Raw genomic sequence first — 13,344 nt, 5'->3', positions numbered from 1 at the left:
TTATTCTGTGGAGGCTCTGTGCATAACTCACAACGCCCCAGGATGACTTGTGGATAAGTTGTGGATAGTCGACGCCCTCACCTGCGCCTTTTCGCATTCCCCCAGGTCAGGAGCGTGTGACTAGTGTGAAAAGTGCTTTTTACATCGGTGGATAACTTGGGGATAAACAAACGTGCAGGCCAGGCGATTAGGCTCCTGTAAAGTCCCAGGTCGCCCGATCTTGGAAAAATATTCACACAAAATTCACCTTTCACCCCAAGAGTCACGCTGCTTATGCACAAGCCTCGGCGCACCACCTGCGGCAAGCCGATCCGCGCCCCTACAACGCTGCCCACAACACCGCCACAGTTTTCTATATAGAAGCAAAATATTGGTTTCCCCACGGCACCCTCCCGGGGTGAAGTAGCCTGTCCCCCATGAACGCCACACCCGACACCTCAACTGCACCGACCAACGCCACCTCTCCCCTGCCTCAGCTTGCAGACGCCACCGCCGAGCGCCCTCTCGACATCCTCATCGTCGGTGCCGGCCTCTCCGGCATCGACCTCGCGCACCACGTCGCCAAGAACTTCCCCGACTGGAACTGGGCGGCCGTCGACTCCAACTACGACCTCGGCGGCACCTGGGCCACCTTCCAATATCCCGGCATCCGCTCGGACTCCGACATGGCCACCTTCTCCCTCCCCTTCAAAAAGTGGCCACACAAGGGCACCCTCGGCTCCGGCAAGCAGATCCGCGACTACTGCCACGAAGCAGCCGAAGAAATCGGCATGCTCGAGCGCCTGCAACTGTCAACCTGGGTGCAGGCCGTGAACTTCCACACCGACCAGGGCCTGTGGGAGGTCACCATGCGCCTTGGCCGCCCCGGCCACGCAAACTCGGAGGGCACCGACGGAGCCTCCGCCCCCGCCAGCCTCGAGCAGCCAACCCTCACCACGTGGACCCGCCGCCTCCACTTCGCCACCGGGTACTACCGCCATTCTGAAGGGTTCACGGCGGACATTGAGGGCGTCAATACCTTCGAAGGCACCGCCCTGCACCCACAGCAATGGCCCCGCGACCTCGACGTGCGCGGCAAGAAGGTCACGGTGATCGGCTCGGGCGCGACCGCGATCACGCTGGTCCCGGCGCTGCACGAGATGGGCGCGGAGGTCACCATGCTGCAACGCACCCCCACCTACATCGCGCCGCTGCCGGAGACCGACACGATCAGCTCGTTCGTCGGCCTGGCCCTCAGCACCGAGCCCGGCACTTTCGGCCACCGCCTGGCGCGCAGCCTGCATATCGGCCGCGACATGGCGCAGTACCACCTGTGCCAGACGTTCCCGAGCATCGCGAAGCTGGTGTTCCGCGGCTGGAACCGCCTGTACCTGCCCGCCGACGAGGTCCGCCGCAACTTCACGCCCCCCTACGGCCCGTGGGACCAGCGCGTCTGCAAGTCCCCCGGCGGCGATTTCTTCAAGGCTGTGCGCGGCGGGGCGCGGGTCGTCACCGACCACATTTCGCGCGTTGACGCAAGTGGGGTGCAGTTGCGCTCCGGCGGGTACATCGAGTCGGACGTTCTGGTGATCGCCACAGGACTACAGCTTCTTGCTTTTGGTGACGCCCACTTCTCAGTCGATGGCACCCCAGTTCCCACTGATTCTTTGGTGGCTTATCGTGCCATGATGGCTAACCGCCTGCCGAACTTCTCCTACACCATTGGGTATTTGAACCAGTCGTGGACGCTGCGTGCGGACATGACCTCGCGGTACTTGGTGCAGCTGTGGAAGGACATGGATGCCCGCGGCGAGCAGTGGGCTTGCCCGGTCCTGCCCGCCGGCGAGGCCCCTGACCTGCCGTTGTTGGAGATGTCCAGCGGTTATATTCAGCGCAGCGTGGCGACTCTGCCGCGCCAGGGCGCTGGGGATCCGTGGCGGATGGAGCAGGACTACATCAAGGAACGCCGTACCTACACGGGCGCTGACAATAAGCACGACATGGCTTTCGGCGCGGATGCGCTGGAGGCGGCGGCACCGCTGGCAGCTGGCGAGGGCGGCGGCGGTGCCGCTGAGCTGCGGGTTTAGCTGCAGCGCTGGCTTTGCGCTGGCTTTGCGCTGCTTTGCGCCGGTACTTGGGGCGGCTTTGCGCTGGTACTTGGGGCGCCGCGTGTACGCTGAGCTTCGCGGGTTGGCTCGGCACAGAGCCTTCTGTCACTATGGGGAGCGTCCAGGGGCTCGGGCAGAGTGCCCGAGGAGCGCAAATGTCGGAAAAGTTGCAGTTTGTTATTGAAAGTCATTTGCAGATTTGCAAACATGCAGGTCAGAGCCTTTCACGTGGCCTGCGAGACTGACGGAGTTTTTGGTTTTGCAACTTTTCCGACATTTAGCCCTACGAAGTGCAACTTTTCCGACAGCTAACGCCACCTACTGCAACATCCACGACCTTTAGTGCCGCGCACTGCAACTTCCCCAGACTTGGACTGCCGCCTACTGCAGTTTCCTTGACATTTAGCGCCCCTGGCGAGGGCAGCCAGGCAAAGTTTGTGCAGCTCTACTGAGGATCAGCCGGAAGCAATCAGGCAAAGGAAAAGGCCCCACGCACGAATGCGTGGGGCCTCAACCTGCTGTTGTCTAAGTTGAAAAGTTTTCTACTGGTGCGTTCTCGTCGCACGCGCAATTTCGCAGCTCGTTGGCTTGGTAGTAGGGCTCAGCGGCATGTTTGCAGCTCAACGCCACATTGTTGCAGCTCAGCGCCAAAAGCCCACGCGTGTTGTCTAGGCACGCGCCCCGTGGTGTCTAGGCACGGGAACAGGGCTTCGCTGGCAAACAGCTATGCGGGCCGGCAGCCAGCCAACTGAAACCAGCCAAGCAAAGCCAAGCCGGCTCAAACGCCAGCCAAGCAAAGCCAGCTGAAATGTCAGCCAAGCCAGCCGACTGAAAAACCAGCCAACTAGCTGAAAAGCCAACCGAGCGGGGCGAAGTTACGCGGAAACGACCTCGAAGCTCAGGGATGCAACGATGCCGTCGTGCAGCTGAACGTCCACAGAGTAAACGCCGGTTGCCTTAACATCGCCCTTGCGCAGCTTGATGCTGTGCTTGTCCAGGGAACGACCGTTGGCCTTCTTCACTGCGTCAACAATGTTGTCTGCAGTAACAGAGCCGAACATCTTGCCGGATTCTGCAGTGCGGACCGCGATGGTCACGCCGCTCAGGTTCTCCAGCTCTTCCTTAACTTCGCGTGCGTGGTCCAGGTCGCGGATCTGTCGTGCTTCCTGTGCGCGCTTAATTCCTTCGATCTGCTTCTCAGCGCCGCGGGTAGCAACGATTGCGTAGCCGCGCGGAAGCAGGTAGTTACGTCCGTAGCCAGCCTTGACCTCTACGATGTCGCCGGGGACACCGAGCTTGTCAACGTTGGCGGTGAGGATCAGCTTCATGATCCAGCCTTTCGTTGTGCTTTGGTTTGACCAATTATGTTCAAAAAGTTTTAACGCTGACCAGCAGCTTTTAAGCTAACCGATCAGAATGGCGGCTCGTCGTCGCCATCACCAAATCCGGACTGTGGGGCAGAGTTCCACGGGTCATCATCCATGGCAGCATTGTGGCCGCCGAAGCCCTGGTTGTTCTGACCCTGATTACCCTGGCCACCCTGGTTGCCGGCATTACCGCCGAAGCCACCCTGGCCGCCATTACCATTACCCTGGCCACCAGCGTTACCGCCGAAGCCACCGCCCTGGCCACCCTGGCCGCCGAAGCCACCAGCGTTGCCGCCCTGGCCGCCCTGACCGTTGCCGCCCTGGCCACCGCGGAATGCCTTGTTGATATCCGCAGTTGCAAAGCGCAGCGAAGGTCCGACCTCTTCAACTTCAATTTCGAAGACGGTGCGGCGCTCGCCATTGCGATCCTCGTAGGAACGCTGGCGCAGTCGGCCGGTCACGATCACGCGGTCGCCCTTGTTCAGGCTGTTTGCCACGTTCTCGGCAGGTTGGCGCCACACGTTGCAGGTCAGGAACAGCGGCTCACCGTCGACGAACTGACCAGCCTGCTGGTCGTAGCGACGGGGCGTGGAGGCCACGCGGAAGTTCGCCACTGCGGCCCCGTTGGGGGTGTAGCGCAGCTCCGGATCCGCAACGATGTTGCCGACCACGGTGATTTGGGTATCTCCCTGTGCCATGTTTCTTTCCTAACGTTGTGTGGTGACGTGTGGGCGTCAAAAAGAACAGAAGCCCGAAATGGTTACAGTGCTTAGGTTAATGGTTTAAAGGTGCCTGTACAGTCCGATCGGAGCCTGCAGCTTTCGCCTTATATGGCGTGGTGAAAGCTACTGGTCCTTCCGCAGCACCTTGGTGCGCAGAATCTGGTCGTTGATGTTGAGCAGGCGGTCAATTTCCAGCACGGTAGCCGACTCACACTTCAGGTCGAGAACAACGTAGATGCCCTCGTCCTTCTTGTTGATCGGGTACTCAAGGCGACGCTTGCCCCAGACATCAACCTTTTCCACGGAACCGTTTTCCTTGCGGACAATCTCCAAGTACTTGTCCAGCGACGGGGCAACGGTGCGTTCATCCTGGGAAGGGTCGATGATGATCATCATCTCGTATTGACGCACGGACCTCATCACCTCCTATGGTCTTGTGTTTCGGCCATACCCCTTTTGGGCATGGCAGGAGGGTCGTTGCGTCAGCAACGTTTTCAGCCTACAGGTTGCCCCGCGTTTTAAGAAATGCTCCCTGCGCCCGCCCCGCGCAACCCTGCGCCTCTTTACGTCGCGGCGAATACCGCCAGGCTCACCGGCACGATCGTCAGGCACACGATGGCGATGCAGAAAAGCGTCCACACTTGTTTCTTCGATTTGCCGTACATGAAGCTGGCGAAGCTGCCGCCAAAGAAGAGGAACCCCACAAACACGCTGGCCATGGTGATGAGGAGTGTCGTGTTATTCATCGTTGCTCTCTTTCGCTGCCGTTGTTGTGGTTGTCTTCTTTATGACGCCCACTTTTCCGCCCGAGCCATTCCCGTGACGGTGGTGCTTTCCTGTCGGAACGTCTGCAGCCAGCACTCCGGCCAGCGGATCGCGACCGCCATGGGCCTCGCGGATCGGGTCGGCGCTGCGCCCCATGATTTGGCGGATGACTAGCACGGCCATGAATACCAGCAGCGCCAGGCGCACGACGGTCACGGTATCAACCAGCCAGTTCGGGGCCGCCTGGTTGGCTGGCAGGAACTGCCACATGCGCAGGTACCAGTACACGGCTTCCAGCGCTGCCCAGCTGAAGACCAGGCGCCAGCGGGGGAGAGCCAGCACCAGCAGTGGCACCAGCCAGATGGAGTACTGGGGGCTCCACACCTTGTTGGTGATCATGAAAGCCAACGTGGCCAGGAAAGCCACCTGACCCACCCGCGGTGTGCGGGGGGCTGCGATAATGACCAGCCAGGCCAGGCCCAGCAGTGCGACGAGCAGCAAACCACTGGTCAGCAGGTTCAGCGTCTCTGCGCCGTCGACGGACTTGGAGGGGCTTACGCCGTTCCAGGCGTCGTTACCCGTGATGTGGGCGATGACGGCGTAGATCGTGGAGCCTTCCCAGCCGCGCTCGGAATTCAGCCTGAAGAACTCCCCCCAGCCTTCGGGTGCGGCGACCATGATGGGCACGTTAACGATCAGCCAGGTGCCGAGCGTCCCGCCAATCAGCTTGGCAAGCGGACCCCACGCACGCTGGCGCAGGCACAGCAGGATCAGTGCGCCGCCGATGAACGCGGGCCACAGTTTCAGCGCCACGCCCACGCCGACAGCCACGCCCGCCCAGCCGGGGCGCCGATTGGCCCAGAGGCTGAAGATGGCTACCGCCGCGGCGCACGCCAGTAGGTCGAAGTTGGTGAAGGCGTGGACGATGACTAGGGGAGAGGCCGCCATCAGCAGCGTGTCCCATACCCGGTTGCCGGTCAGTTTCGTCATCAACCCGGTGGCGACCAGCCAGAACAGGCCCAGGAAGAAGGCGTTAACGCCGAAGAAGATTGCCACGGGAGTTGCCTCTGGCAAGGGCAGGAAGTCCCACAGCACGCCGACCGGCCGGGCGATAGCCGCAACGATCCACTGGTACAGGCCCGTCAGCACGGGGTATTCCATGTAGTGCACGGAGCCGTCGCTGCCGGTTATGGACGTGAAGTAGGGGAAGTCGAGGTTATCTAGGCCTCGGCCAGAGTAGAGCGAGATTGTGTCTGAGTAGCAAGCGGAGGTGTATTGACGCTTACCGGACCAGTCCACATAAGCCTCACCTGCAGAGGTAAATCCAGTGCGGATGCACTGTGCTTTTTGCAACCAGCCGAAGGCCAGGAAGGTAGCGGCGGTTGCCAGCAGCACGCGGAGGGGAGTCCACCACTTTGCCCGCCCGATGAGGGCGTGCGCCCCCGGTGGACCGCCGATGAAGCGGACGAATCCGCGCGCCATCGGCTCGGTCCGGGAAGGCAGTACGCGCTGCTGAGAACTGGTCTTCTTATGGGTTGAGGATTCCATCGAGCAGGTTCTGTAGATCGTTGTTTGGCGGACGGTTACCACCCTGCGGAGCGGGCTGGCGCGGCGCCGGGGCCGGGGCCGGCGATGGCGGCGAAGCGGGGGAGGCCGGCGCCGGAGATTCCTGTTCCTGCTCCTCTGGCTGGCCGGCGCCAGCTGCACCGCCTGCGTTTCCGCCGCCGGCGTACCCACCGGTGTAGCCGGAGCTGGCGGCTTCGCCGGTATTGAACTGCTCGATCTCCGTGTTCTCCAGCGAGCGATCCATCACGCCCTTCCAGATCTGGGCGGGCAGGCCGGAGCCGTACATAATGCCGCCGTAGCTGTTGTGAATCGGCTTGCCCTCGGCGGTACCAACCCACACTGCGGTGGACAGCTGCGGGGTGGAGCCGATCATCCAGGCATCCTTATTTTCGCCGGTATCGCCCAGCTGCGCCGTACCGGTCTTTGCAGCCGAGGGACGGCCACCGGCCAGCGAGTTGCCGTTGGAATACGCCGCAATGGGCTGCATCGCCTGGATAACGCCGTTGGCAACTTCCTCAGAGACCACGCGGTCGCCGTCGTCGTTGGTGTTATCCAGCAGCACGTCTCCATTGGAGTTCTCCACCTTCTGCACGAAGTGCGGGCGGTGGTAGATGCCACCGTTGGTCAGGGTCGCCAGCGCGGTTGCCATGTCCAGCGGGCTGGACTGGTACATGCCCAGCGTGATGCCATCCGCCGGCTTGCCGTTCTTTTCCTGCAGGGTCTTGCCCACACCCGGCAGCGACTCGGCCACGCCCAGGCGGTGCGCCATGTCAGCCACGTCTTGCGGACCGCCCTTCAGCGCCTGGGTCAGGCGGATGAAGCTGGTGTTCAGCGACTGCTTCAACGCTTCGGCGATGCTGCATGTGCCGCAGCTTGCGCCGCCGTCGTTGTTCACCTGCGCGTCACCGGTCATGACGGGGGAGGAGTCGAACTGGTCGTAGAGGCTACCGCCCTGGTCCAGGTATGCGGCCAGCGTAAAAATCTTGAACGTAGAACCGCTCTGCAGGCCCGCACCGGCGAAGTCGAAACCAACTGGGTCGTCGCCGCCATACCAGGCGCGCACCCCGCCGGTCTTCGGATCCACCGAGGCCACGGCCGTACGCAGTCCCTGCTGCTGGCCTTCCATCTTCTTGTGGATCTCATCCACCGCGTCGGCCTGCATCTTCGGATCGATGGTGGTGGTGATCTTCAAGCCACCCGTGTTCACCTGTTCCTCGGTGATGCCCGCCTGCTCTAGCTCCTCGATAACCTTCGTCTTGATCAAGCCATTCGTACCGACGGCCTGGGTGTTCTCCGCGGTCTCCGCAGGGTCCTTCACCTTCGGGTACACGGCCTTCCGACGATCGGCTTCCTTCATGGCGCCGATCCCAACCATTCCGTCCAGAACGTAGTTCCAACGCGATTCTGCGCGCTCGCGGTTCGTCCACGGATCCAGGCTGGAAGGCGCCTGGATCGTCGCGGCCAGCACTGCGCCTTCCTCCGGGGTGAGGTCCTTGACGTCCTTGTCGAAGTACGCGTGCGACGCTGCGCTGATGCCGTACGAGTTACGCCCGAAATAAATGGTGTTCAGGTAGGCCTCCAGAATCTCGTCCTTCGACCATTCGCGCGCCATCTTCGCGGAGATCACCAGCTCCTTGGCCTTTCGGCTAAGGCTGAATTCGTCGCCGACCAGCGCGTTCTTCACGTACTGCTGGGTGATGGTCGAGCCACCGCCGGCGCCCTCGCGCCCCAGCACCTGGCCGACTGCCGCACGGGCGAAACCAGACACGGAGAATCCGGGGTTGCTGTAGAACTCTCGGTCCTCTGCTGCCAGAACAGCCTGGCGGACGGACATTGGAACCTCGTCCAGCTTGACGTTCTGACGGTTGCCCTCTGGCGGAACGATGCGTGCCAGTTCAGTGTTGTTGTCGCTGGCCATGATGTAGGAGATCTGGTTGTTCACCAGCTCTTCCGGCTCCGGCACCTTCGTCACCGAGTATGCGGTGAAGAATGCCACCAGCGGCACAATAATCATCACTGCCATGACGGCTGCTAGGCCCGCGAAGAAGTTGCGCAGGGTGCGCTTGTCGCGCCAGCTGCGCTTCTTGCGAGTTCTTGCCTTTAGTTTTCCATCTCCCACGGAGCGGCTTCCATTCTTCTTCACACGAGTCTGTGGCCCATTGTTTTGGGGCCTCTTTCTTTGTGACGCCGACACGCCCGCCGCACCAGCTCCAGCTCCCGCTGAGGCTCGTGCCCGGTGGGCGCCACCGGATCTCACCGGCTTGCCGCCGCGCTGCACGGTTCCACGCTGTGGATTCCCTCGCTGAGGATTTCCCCGCTGCGCAGCTCCCCGCTGTGGATTCCCGCGCTGGGGACCTCGCTGAGGATTGCGCTGAGGATTGCGCTGCTGTCCAGCACGCCGCTGGCCCGGCTTAGCGGGCTGACCTTGTCCAGCACGCGGCTGACCGGCACGGGGCTGACCCGCGCGTGACTGTCCGGCACGCGCCTGGCCCGCGCGGCGCTGACCCGGCTGACCCTGACCTGCCCGGCCCTGCCCAGCGCGGCGCTGACCCGGCTGCCTGTGCCCACCGCGGCCTGCGCCGGAGCCACCAGCACCACCGCGGGAGAAAGGGTTCTTGGACGGCTTGTCGCTACTCAACTAGACGAGTCTCCTGATTGTCGATCGTGATCCCGATCAGCTCTTCTCGGATCAAGTGATTCCATCTGCATTTCATGCACACTTCAACAGTATGTATCGAAAACTCAGCATCCTGCTGTTCATTCACTAGCGTCTCAATCACACCATTGATCTCTCTTACACTACGCGCTGTACCCGACTTTTCACCTAATACACCGCCATGAATCCACAGTGTTTCCCTTAATTCATGCCTCCCACACACCGGACACGGGCGGTCGACTGCCCGTCCTAGAACCTCCGCGGAGGAAAGGAGGCGCGGGGTGGCGTCCCCAACAAAACGCTTAACCCCACGCACCTCCAACAGGGAGCGACGGCGATCAAGCGACCTATCTATAACCCTTCGCGAAATCGACACACCCACATTCTAAACACCGCCCGGACAACCCCCACCCCGCGCGAGCTTGATCGATAAACTCGCCGGGCTTAATCGGTTAACCAGCCAAAGAACAAAGGTTCTTAGCGGCCAGCACCCTACGGTGATTCGCATGACATCTAAGACTTGCAACATCGCCATCGTGGGACTCGGCAACTGCGCGACTTCCCTGATCCAGGGCATTCACCTTTATTCCGACGCCGACGCGACCCAGAACGTCCCCGGCCTCATGCACACCAAGTTCGGCCCCTACTCGGTCGGCGACGTGCGCGTCACCGCCGCCTTTGACGTGGACGCCGACAAGGTCGGCAAGGACGTCTCCGAAGCCATCGACGCGGGCATGAACTGCACCATCAAAATCGCCGACGTGCCACACACCGGTGTGACGGTCCAGCGCGGCCACACCTTCGACGGCCTGGGCCGCCACTACCAGGAAAGCATCACCGAATCCGACGCAGAACCCGTCGACGTACCCCAGGCGCTGCGCGACGCAGAGGTGGACGTAGTGGTCAGCTACCTGCCCGTCGGCTCCGAAGAGGCCGACCGCTTCTACGCACAATGCGCCATCGACGCAGGCTGCGCCTTCGTCAACGCGCTGCCAGTATTCATTGCCTCCGACCCTGAGTGGGCCGAAAAGTTCCGCGCGGCCGGCCTGCCGATCGTCGGCGACGACATCAAGTCCCAGGTCGGCGCGACCATCACCCACCGCGTGCTGGCCCGCCTGTTCGAGGAACGCGGCGTGCGCCTGGAGCGCACCATGCAGCTGAACGTCGGCGGCAACATGGACTTCAAGAACATGCTGGACCGCGACCGCCTGGAGTCCAAGAAGATCTCCAAGACTCAAGCCGTGACCTCCAACCTGAAGGAAAGCCCGCTGGCTGGCAAGGTGCACGACCGCAACGTCCACATCGGCCCCTCCGACTACGTGGAATGGCTGGACGACCGCAAGTGGGCATACGTCCGCCTGGAAGGCTCCGCCTTCGGCGAAGTGCCGCTGAACTTGGAGTACAAGCTGGAGGTCTGGGACTCCCCGAACTCCGCGGGCATCATCATCGACGCCGTGCGTGCCGCCAAGATCGCGCTGGATAGGGGAGTAGCCGGCCCCGTCGACGCGGCCTCGAGCTACCTGATGAAGTCCCCGCCCGTGCAACTGCCGGACGACGTCGCCCGCGCGCAGCTGGAAGAGTTCATCAACGGCGCATAGGGCAGAGGCGGTGGCGTCATAAATAAATTGCGTCACCGCGTAAACACCCAGAAACATCCCCGAAAACGCCGGACGACGTGCCCGAAAACACCGGGCTAAGCACCCCGCGTGAGTATTTACAGCCAAAACTGTTGTATTTTAGTACCTATGGCTTCCACACCTTTAGAAATCGCCAAGGAACTGCGCCTCCCGTTGACGCGGTTGTACCTGCTGTACTTCCGCCAGACGGAGAACTCCCACATCAGCATGGCGCAGCTATCGATCCTGATGATCCTCGAAGAAAACGGCCCGATGCGCATCAGCCAGATCGCGGCCACCGAGACGATCCGCATGCCCACCGCCTCCAACGCGGTCAACCAGCTGGAGACGATGGAGCTGGTCACGCGCGTGCGCGACACGTCCGACCGCCGCGGCGTGAGCGTCACCCTCACCGACAAGGGTCGCGAGGAACTGCGCCGCCTGTCCGAAGAACGCGCCGAGCAGCTCGCCAGCATGTTGGATAGCCTCAGCGACGAAGAGCTCAAGGAAGTTGCAGAGGCCACCCCAGTTATCGAACTGGTCCTGCGCCGCTACACTGAAGCTATCGAGGCAAAGCTGAACAACGACCAGCAGTAGTGCTGGAGCTAGCGAGCATCTTTCTTGAGCAACACCCCTAGGTCCGACGTCCCCCGCACATCGGGCGCATCCCGCGCGCCCCTCCGCCTGCTTCTTACATGGCGCCCCGAATCCGCCGGTGACGAGGCCGCGCAGGTCGCCGCCTGGCTCGGTCGCACGGAGACCGTCGCGGTGCGCACGGCGACGGTGATCTCGCGTTCCTGGACCGCGCAGCCGGAGCTCGAGTTCGACAACTACTCGGAGTGGATCGACAAGGAATCGCAGGCCGTGTCCTCCGCCGCGCAGAAGGCGCTGGCCCTGGCCAAGCTGCCCGAGGCGATGCTGGACGCCGACGAGCCCTCCACTGTCACTGTTGATCATTCGGAAACGAAGGCTCTTATCGACGCCGCCGCCGAGTTCAACGCCGACATGATGATCTTGGGCTCCCATCCCGCCGCGCCGCATTCTCGGTTCCGGATCGGCTCGACGGCGGATGCCCTGCTGCACTATGCCCCGCTGCCGCTACTGTTGGCTCCGCGGACGCCGAAGCTGTCGAAACGTGGCGTCACCAGGGTCAATTGCTGCTACATCGATACCGACCAGTCGCACGAGGCGCTGCGTCGGGCGGCGGACCTGGCGCACCGCTGGGGAGTGCCGCTGCGGCTGGTGGCGTTCAGCCCGCGCGGGGCGACGATGTACCCGACGGAGACGGAGTTCATCGACAACTCGGACATGATGGTCGAGTGGCGTGAGCAAGCACTGGCGCTGCTGGACCGCGGACGGGACCGGGCTCTGAACAGGCACGGCGACCTGACAGTGCAGATGGAGGTCGGCAGCGGCTACGGCTGGTCCGGCGCGATTAACGCCCTGAAGTGGAAGAAGGGCGATCTGCTGGTGATGGGCTCCAGCACGCTGGGCGGTTTCCACCGCGTGTTCATCGGCCCGTCGACGAACCAGATTCTGCGGCACAGCCCGGTGCCGGTGCTGCTGAGCACCGTCTAAGCACTGTCTAGCGCGCCTTAGCGTGCCGCCCGGGGGTCGGCCGCGGGCGTCGGCGCTGGTCGTTCCGCAGGCTCGGCTCCCCGCCCACCCCGCGCCCACCGCGCGCCATTCCCCGCGCACCCCGCAGCCACCGCGCTCCAGGCTCGCGCGGGTTCTGATTACCCCCGGGGACGTGTAGATTTAAGGGCATTATGAGCACCGACGGTTTGAACAACGGCCCCTCACCTGCTGATAACCCGGATTCTGCCTCCGGTTCCGCGGACTCCCAGCCCTTTGGTCGCCCGTCCGCGGGCTCTCAGCCCGCCGGCTCCCCATCCGCGGGATCCCGGCCCGACGGCTCCCAATCCTATGCCTCCGAGCTGGATCGTCCCGGCGCGCCCTCCGAGCTGGACTACGAGGCCGACCCCTTGCTCCGCCTCGAGCGCAACAATAAGTCCACTCGCCAGGCCATTTGGTTCTTCGTCGGCGTGATCGTGTCCACCACTTTGTCCGCGATCCTGATCTGGATCGCCTCCAAGGTCATTGGCGGCCCCTACTGCGAGGCCGACTCCTCGGCACAACTGTGCAGCCGCACGTTCCAGCTTCTGTTCTCTATCGTTCCCACTTCGATTGCGTTCTTTGGCCTGTTCGGCTCGGCGTTTATCACCTACTACAAGTGGAAAAACCACCAGCGCTGGCGCCCGTGGGTAGCGGTGATCTGGTTCATCATGCCGTTCTGCATGGCTTGGATCACCTCGGTCGGTGCGTACCTGCTCATCGACCACAGCCTCTAGACCCGCCCGACGGTCCCGCTTCCGCTCAGGCTCCGCCCCTGCTGTCCCGCCTCCTCCAGCCCCGTCCGTCGGTCCCGATTCCGCTCAGGCTCCGCCGTACCCGCGGGAATGTCCCAAATCTTCGAGTTATTGAAAGTAGCGCGTTTGAAGCACGAAATCGCAGCTCTCTGACCTGCGAAAATAGAATAGTTATATTCTAAGAGCTGGAATTTGG

At 62.5% G+C, this 13,344-nt stretch carries 13 protein-coding genes; 5 read left to right on the top strand and 8 right to left on the bottom strand.

All coding sequences use genetic code 11. The annotated features are described in order from the left end of the window. Positions 1-416: 416 nt before the first annotated feature. On the top strand, positions 417-2,066 hold the full coding sequence (locus HMPREF2678_RS04900) for a flavin-containing monooxygenase (RefSeq protein WP_070551166.1): 1,650 nt from the start codon (positions 417-419) through the stop codon (positions 2,064-2,066). Positions 2,067-2,962: 896 nt separating this feature from the next. Here HMPREF2678_RS04900 and rplI read toward each other — a convergent pair. The 8 genes from rplI to HMPREF2678_RS04860 form a co-directional block, all read right to left on the bottom strand. Then, complete coding sequence (gene rplI, locus HMPREF2678_RS04895) at positions 2,963-3,415, bottom strand: 50S ribosomal protein L9 (RefSeq protein ID WP_034972646.1); 453 nt, start codon at positions 3,413-3,415, stop codon at positions 2,963-2,965. An 83-nt stretch (positions 3,416-3,498) separates the two neighbouring features. Further along, positions 3,499-4,152 carry a single-stranded DNA-binding protein gene (locus tag HMPREF2678_RS04890; RefSeq protein WP_034966646.1) on the bottom strand — a complete coding sequence of 218 codons (654 nt, stop codon included), beginning with the start codon at positions 4,150-4,152 and terminating at the stop codon, positions 3,499-3,501. A 147-nt stretch (positions 4,153-4,299) separates the two neighbouring features. After that, a complete protein-coding gene (rpsF, locus tag HMPREF2678_RS04885; RefSeq protein ID WP_034966795.1) occupies positions 4,300-4,587 on the bottom strand; it encodes a 30S ribosomal protein S6 in 288 nt (95 codons plus the stop codon). Positions 4,588-4,739: 152 nt separating this feature from the next. Beyond that, positions 4,740-4,922, bottom strand: a complete 183-nt coding sequence (locus HMPREF2678_RS04880) for a hypothetical protein (protein WP_034966644.1) — start codon at positions 4,920-4,922, stop codon at positions 4,740-4,742. Next, positions 4,915-6,489 (bottom strand): glycosyltransferase family 87 protein, encoded by a 1,575-nt coding sequence (locus tag HMPREF2678_RS04875; RefSeq protein ID WP_070551164.1) that lies wholly within the window; start codon positions 6,487-6,489, stop codon positions 4,915-4,917. Before HMPREF2678_RS04875 ends, HMPREF2678_RS04880 begins: the two co-directional genes overlap by 8 nt. Continuing rightward, positions 6,470-8,530: a transglycosylase domain-containing protein gene (locus HMPREF2678_RS04870; protein ID WP_210382703.1), complete on the bottom strand. Its 2,061-nt coding sequence runs from the start codon at positions 8,528-8,530 to the stop codon at positions 6,470-6,472. The genes HMPREF2678_RS04875 and HMPREF2678_RS04870 overlap by 20 nt, the downstream gene beginning before the upstream one ends. Before the next feature lie 230 nt (positions 8,531-8,760). Next, positions 8,761-8,988, bottom strand: a complete 228-nt coding sequence (locus tag HMPREF2678_RS10355) for a hypothetical protein (RefSeq protein ID WP_168163085.1) — start codon at positions 8,986-8,988, stop codon at positions 8,761-8,763. 149 nt (positions 8,989-9,137) lie between these two features. After that, positions 9,138-9,539, bottom strand: a complete 402-nt coding sequence (locus tag HMPREF2678_RS04860) for a DUF5318 family protein (RefSeq protein WP_070551161.1) — start codon at positions 9,537-9,539, stop codon at positions 9,138-9,140. Between the two features lie 130 nt (positions 9,540-9,669). Here HMPREF2678_RS04860 and HMPREF2678_RS04855 point away from each other — a divergent pair, with 130 nt between their 5' ends. The 4 genes from HMPREF2678_RS04855 (at position 9,670) to HMPREF2678_RS04840 (ending at position 13,130) form a co-directional block, all read left to right on the top strand. Then, positions 9,670-10,761: an inositol-3-phosphate synthase gene (locus HMPREF2678_RS04855; RefSeq protein WP_070551159.1), complete on the top strand. Its 1,092-nt coding sequence runs from the start codon at positions 9,670-9,672 to the stop codon at positions 10,759-10,761. 147 nt (positions 10,762-10,908) lie between these two features. Then, positions 10,909-11,376 carry a MarR family winged helix-turn-helix transcriptional regulator gene (locus HMPREF2678_RS04850; protein ID WP_034966639.1) on the top strand — a complete coding sequence of 156 codons (468 nt, stop codon included), beginning with the start codon at positions 10,909-10,911 and terminating at the stop codon, positions 11,374-11,376. Positions 11,377-11,400: 24 nt separating this feature from the next. Beyond that, positions 11,401-12,357, top strand: a complete 957-nt coding sequence (locus HMPREF2678_RS04845) for a universal stress protein (protein ID WP_051879597.1) — start codon at positions 11,401-11,403, stop codon at positions 12,355-12,357. A gap of 191 nt (positions 12,358-12,548) precedes the next feature. Continuing rightward, positions 12,549-13,130, top strand: coding sequence for a hypothetical protein (locus HMPREF2678_RS04840; RefSeq protein ID WP_034981339.1), 582 nt, complete (start codon positions 12,549-12,551; stop codon positions 13,128-13,130). Positions 13,131-13,344 lie beyond the last annotated feature (214 nt).

The organism is Corynebacterium sp. HMSC058E07, from assembly GCF_001809885.1.
Classification (GTDB): domain Bacteria; phylum Actinomycetota; class Actinomycetes; order Mycobacteriales; family Mycobacteriaceae; genus Corynebacterium; species Corynebacterium macclintockiae.
The sequence above is the reverse complement of the archived record's forward strand: the minus strand, read 5'-3'. Positions and strand labels throughout refer to the sequence as shown.

Bases quoted from the DNA above. Each gene is read 5' to 3' on its own strand.
- rplI (WP_034972646.1), bottom strand. From the start codon at position 3,415: ATGAAGCTGATCCTCACCGCCAACGTTGACAAGCTCGGTGTCCCCGGC.
- HMPREF2678_RS04870 (WP_210382703.1), bottom strand. From the start codon at position 8,530: ATGGCAGTGATGATTATTGTGCCGCTGGTGGCATTCTTCACCGCATAC.
- HMPREF2678_RS04900 (WP_070551166.1), top strand. From the start codon at position 417: ATGAACGCCACACCCGACACCTCAACTGCACCGACCAACGCCACCTCT.
- HMPREF2678_RS04880 (WP_034966644.1), bottom strand. From the start codon at position 4,922: ATGAATAACACGACACTCCTCATCACCATGGCCAGCGTGTTTGTGGGG.
- HMPREF2678_RS04890 (WP_034966646.1), bottom strand. From the start codon at position 4,152: ATGGCACAGGGAGATACCCAAATCACCGTGGTCGGCAACATCGTTGCG.
- HMPREF2678_RS04850 (WP_034966639.1), top strand. From the start codon at position 10,909: ATGGCTTCCACACCTTTAGAAATCGCCAAGGAACTGCGCCTCCCGTTG.
- HMPREF2678_RS04840 (WP_034981339.1), top strand. From the start codon at position 12,549: ATGAGCACCGACGGTTTGAACAACGGCCCCTCACCTGCTGATAACCCG.
- HMPREF2678_RS04855 (WP_070551159.1), top strand. From the start codon at position 9,670: ATGACATCTAAGACTTGCAACATCGCCATCGTGGGACTCGGCAACTGC.
- HMPREF2678_RS04875 (WP_070551164.1), bottom strand. From the start codon at position 6,489: ATGGAATCCTCAACCCATAAGAAGACCAGTTCTCAGCAGCGCGTACTG.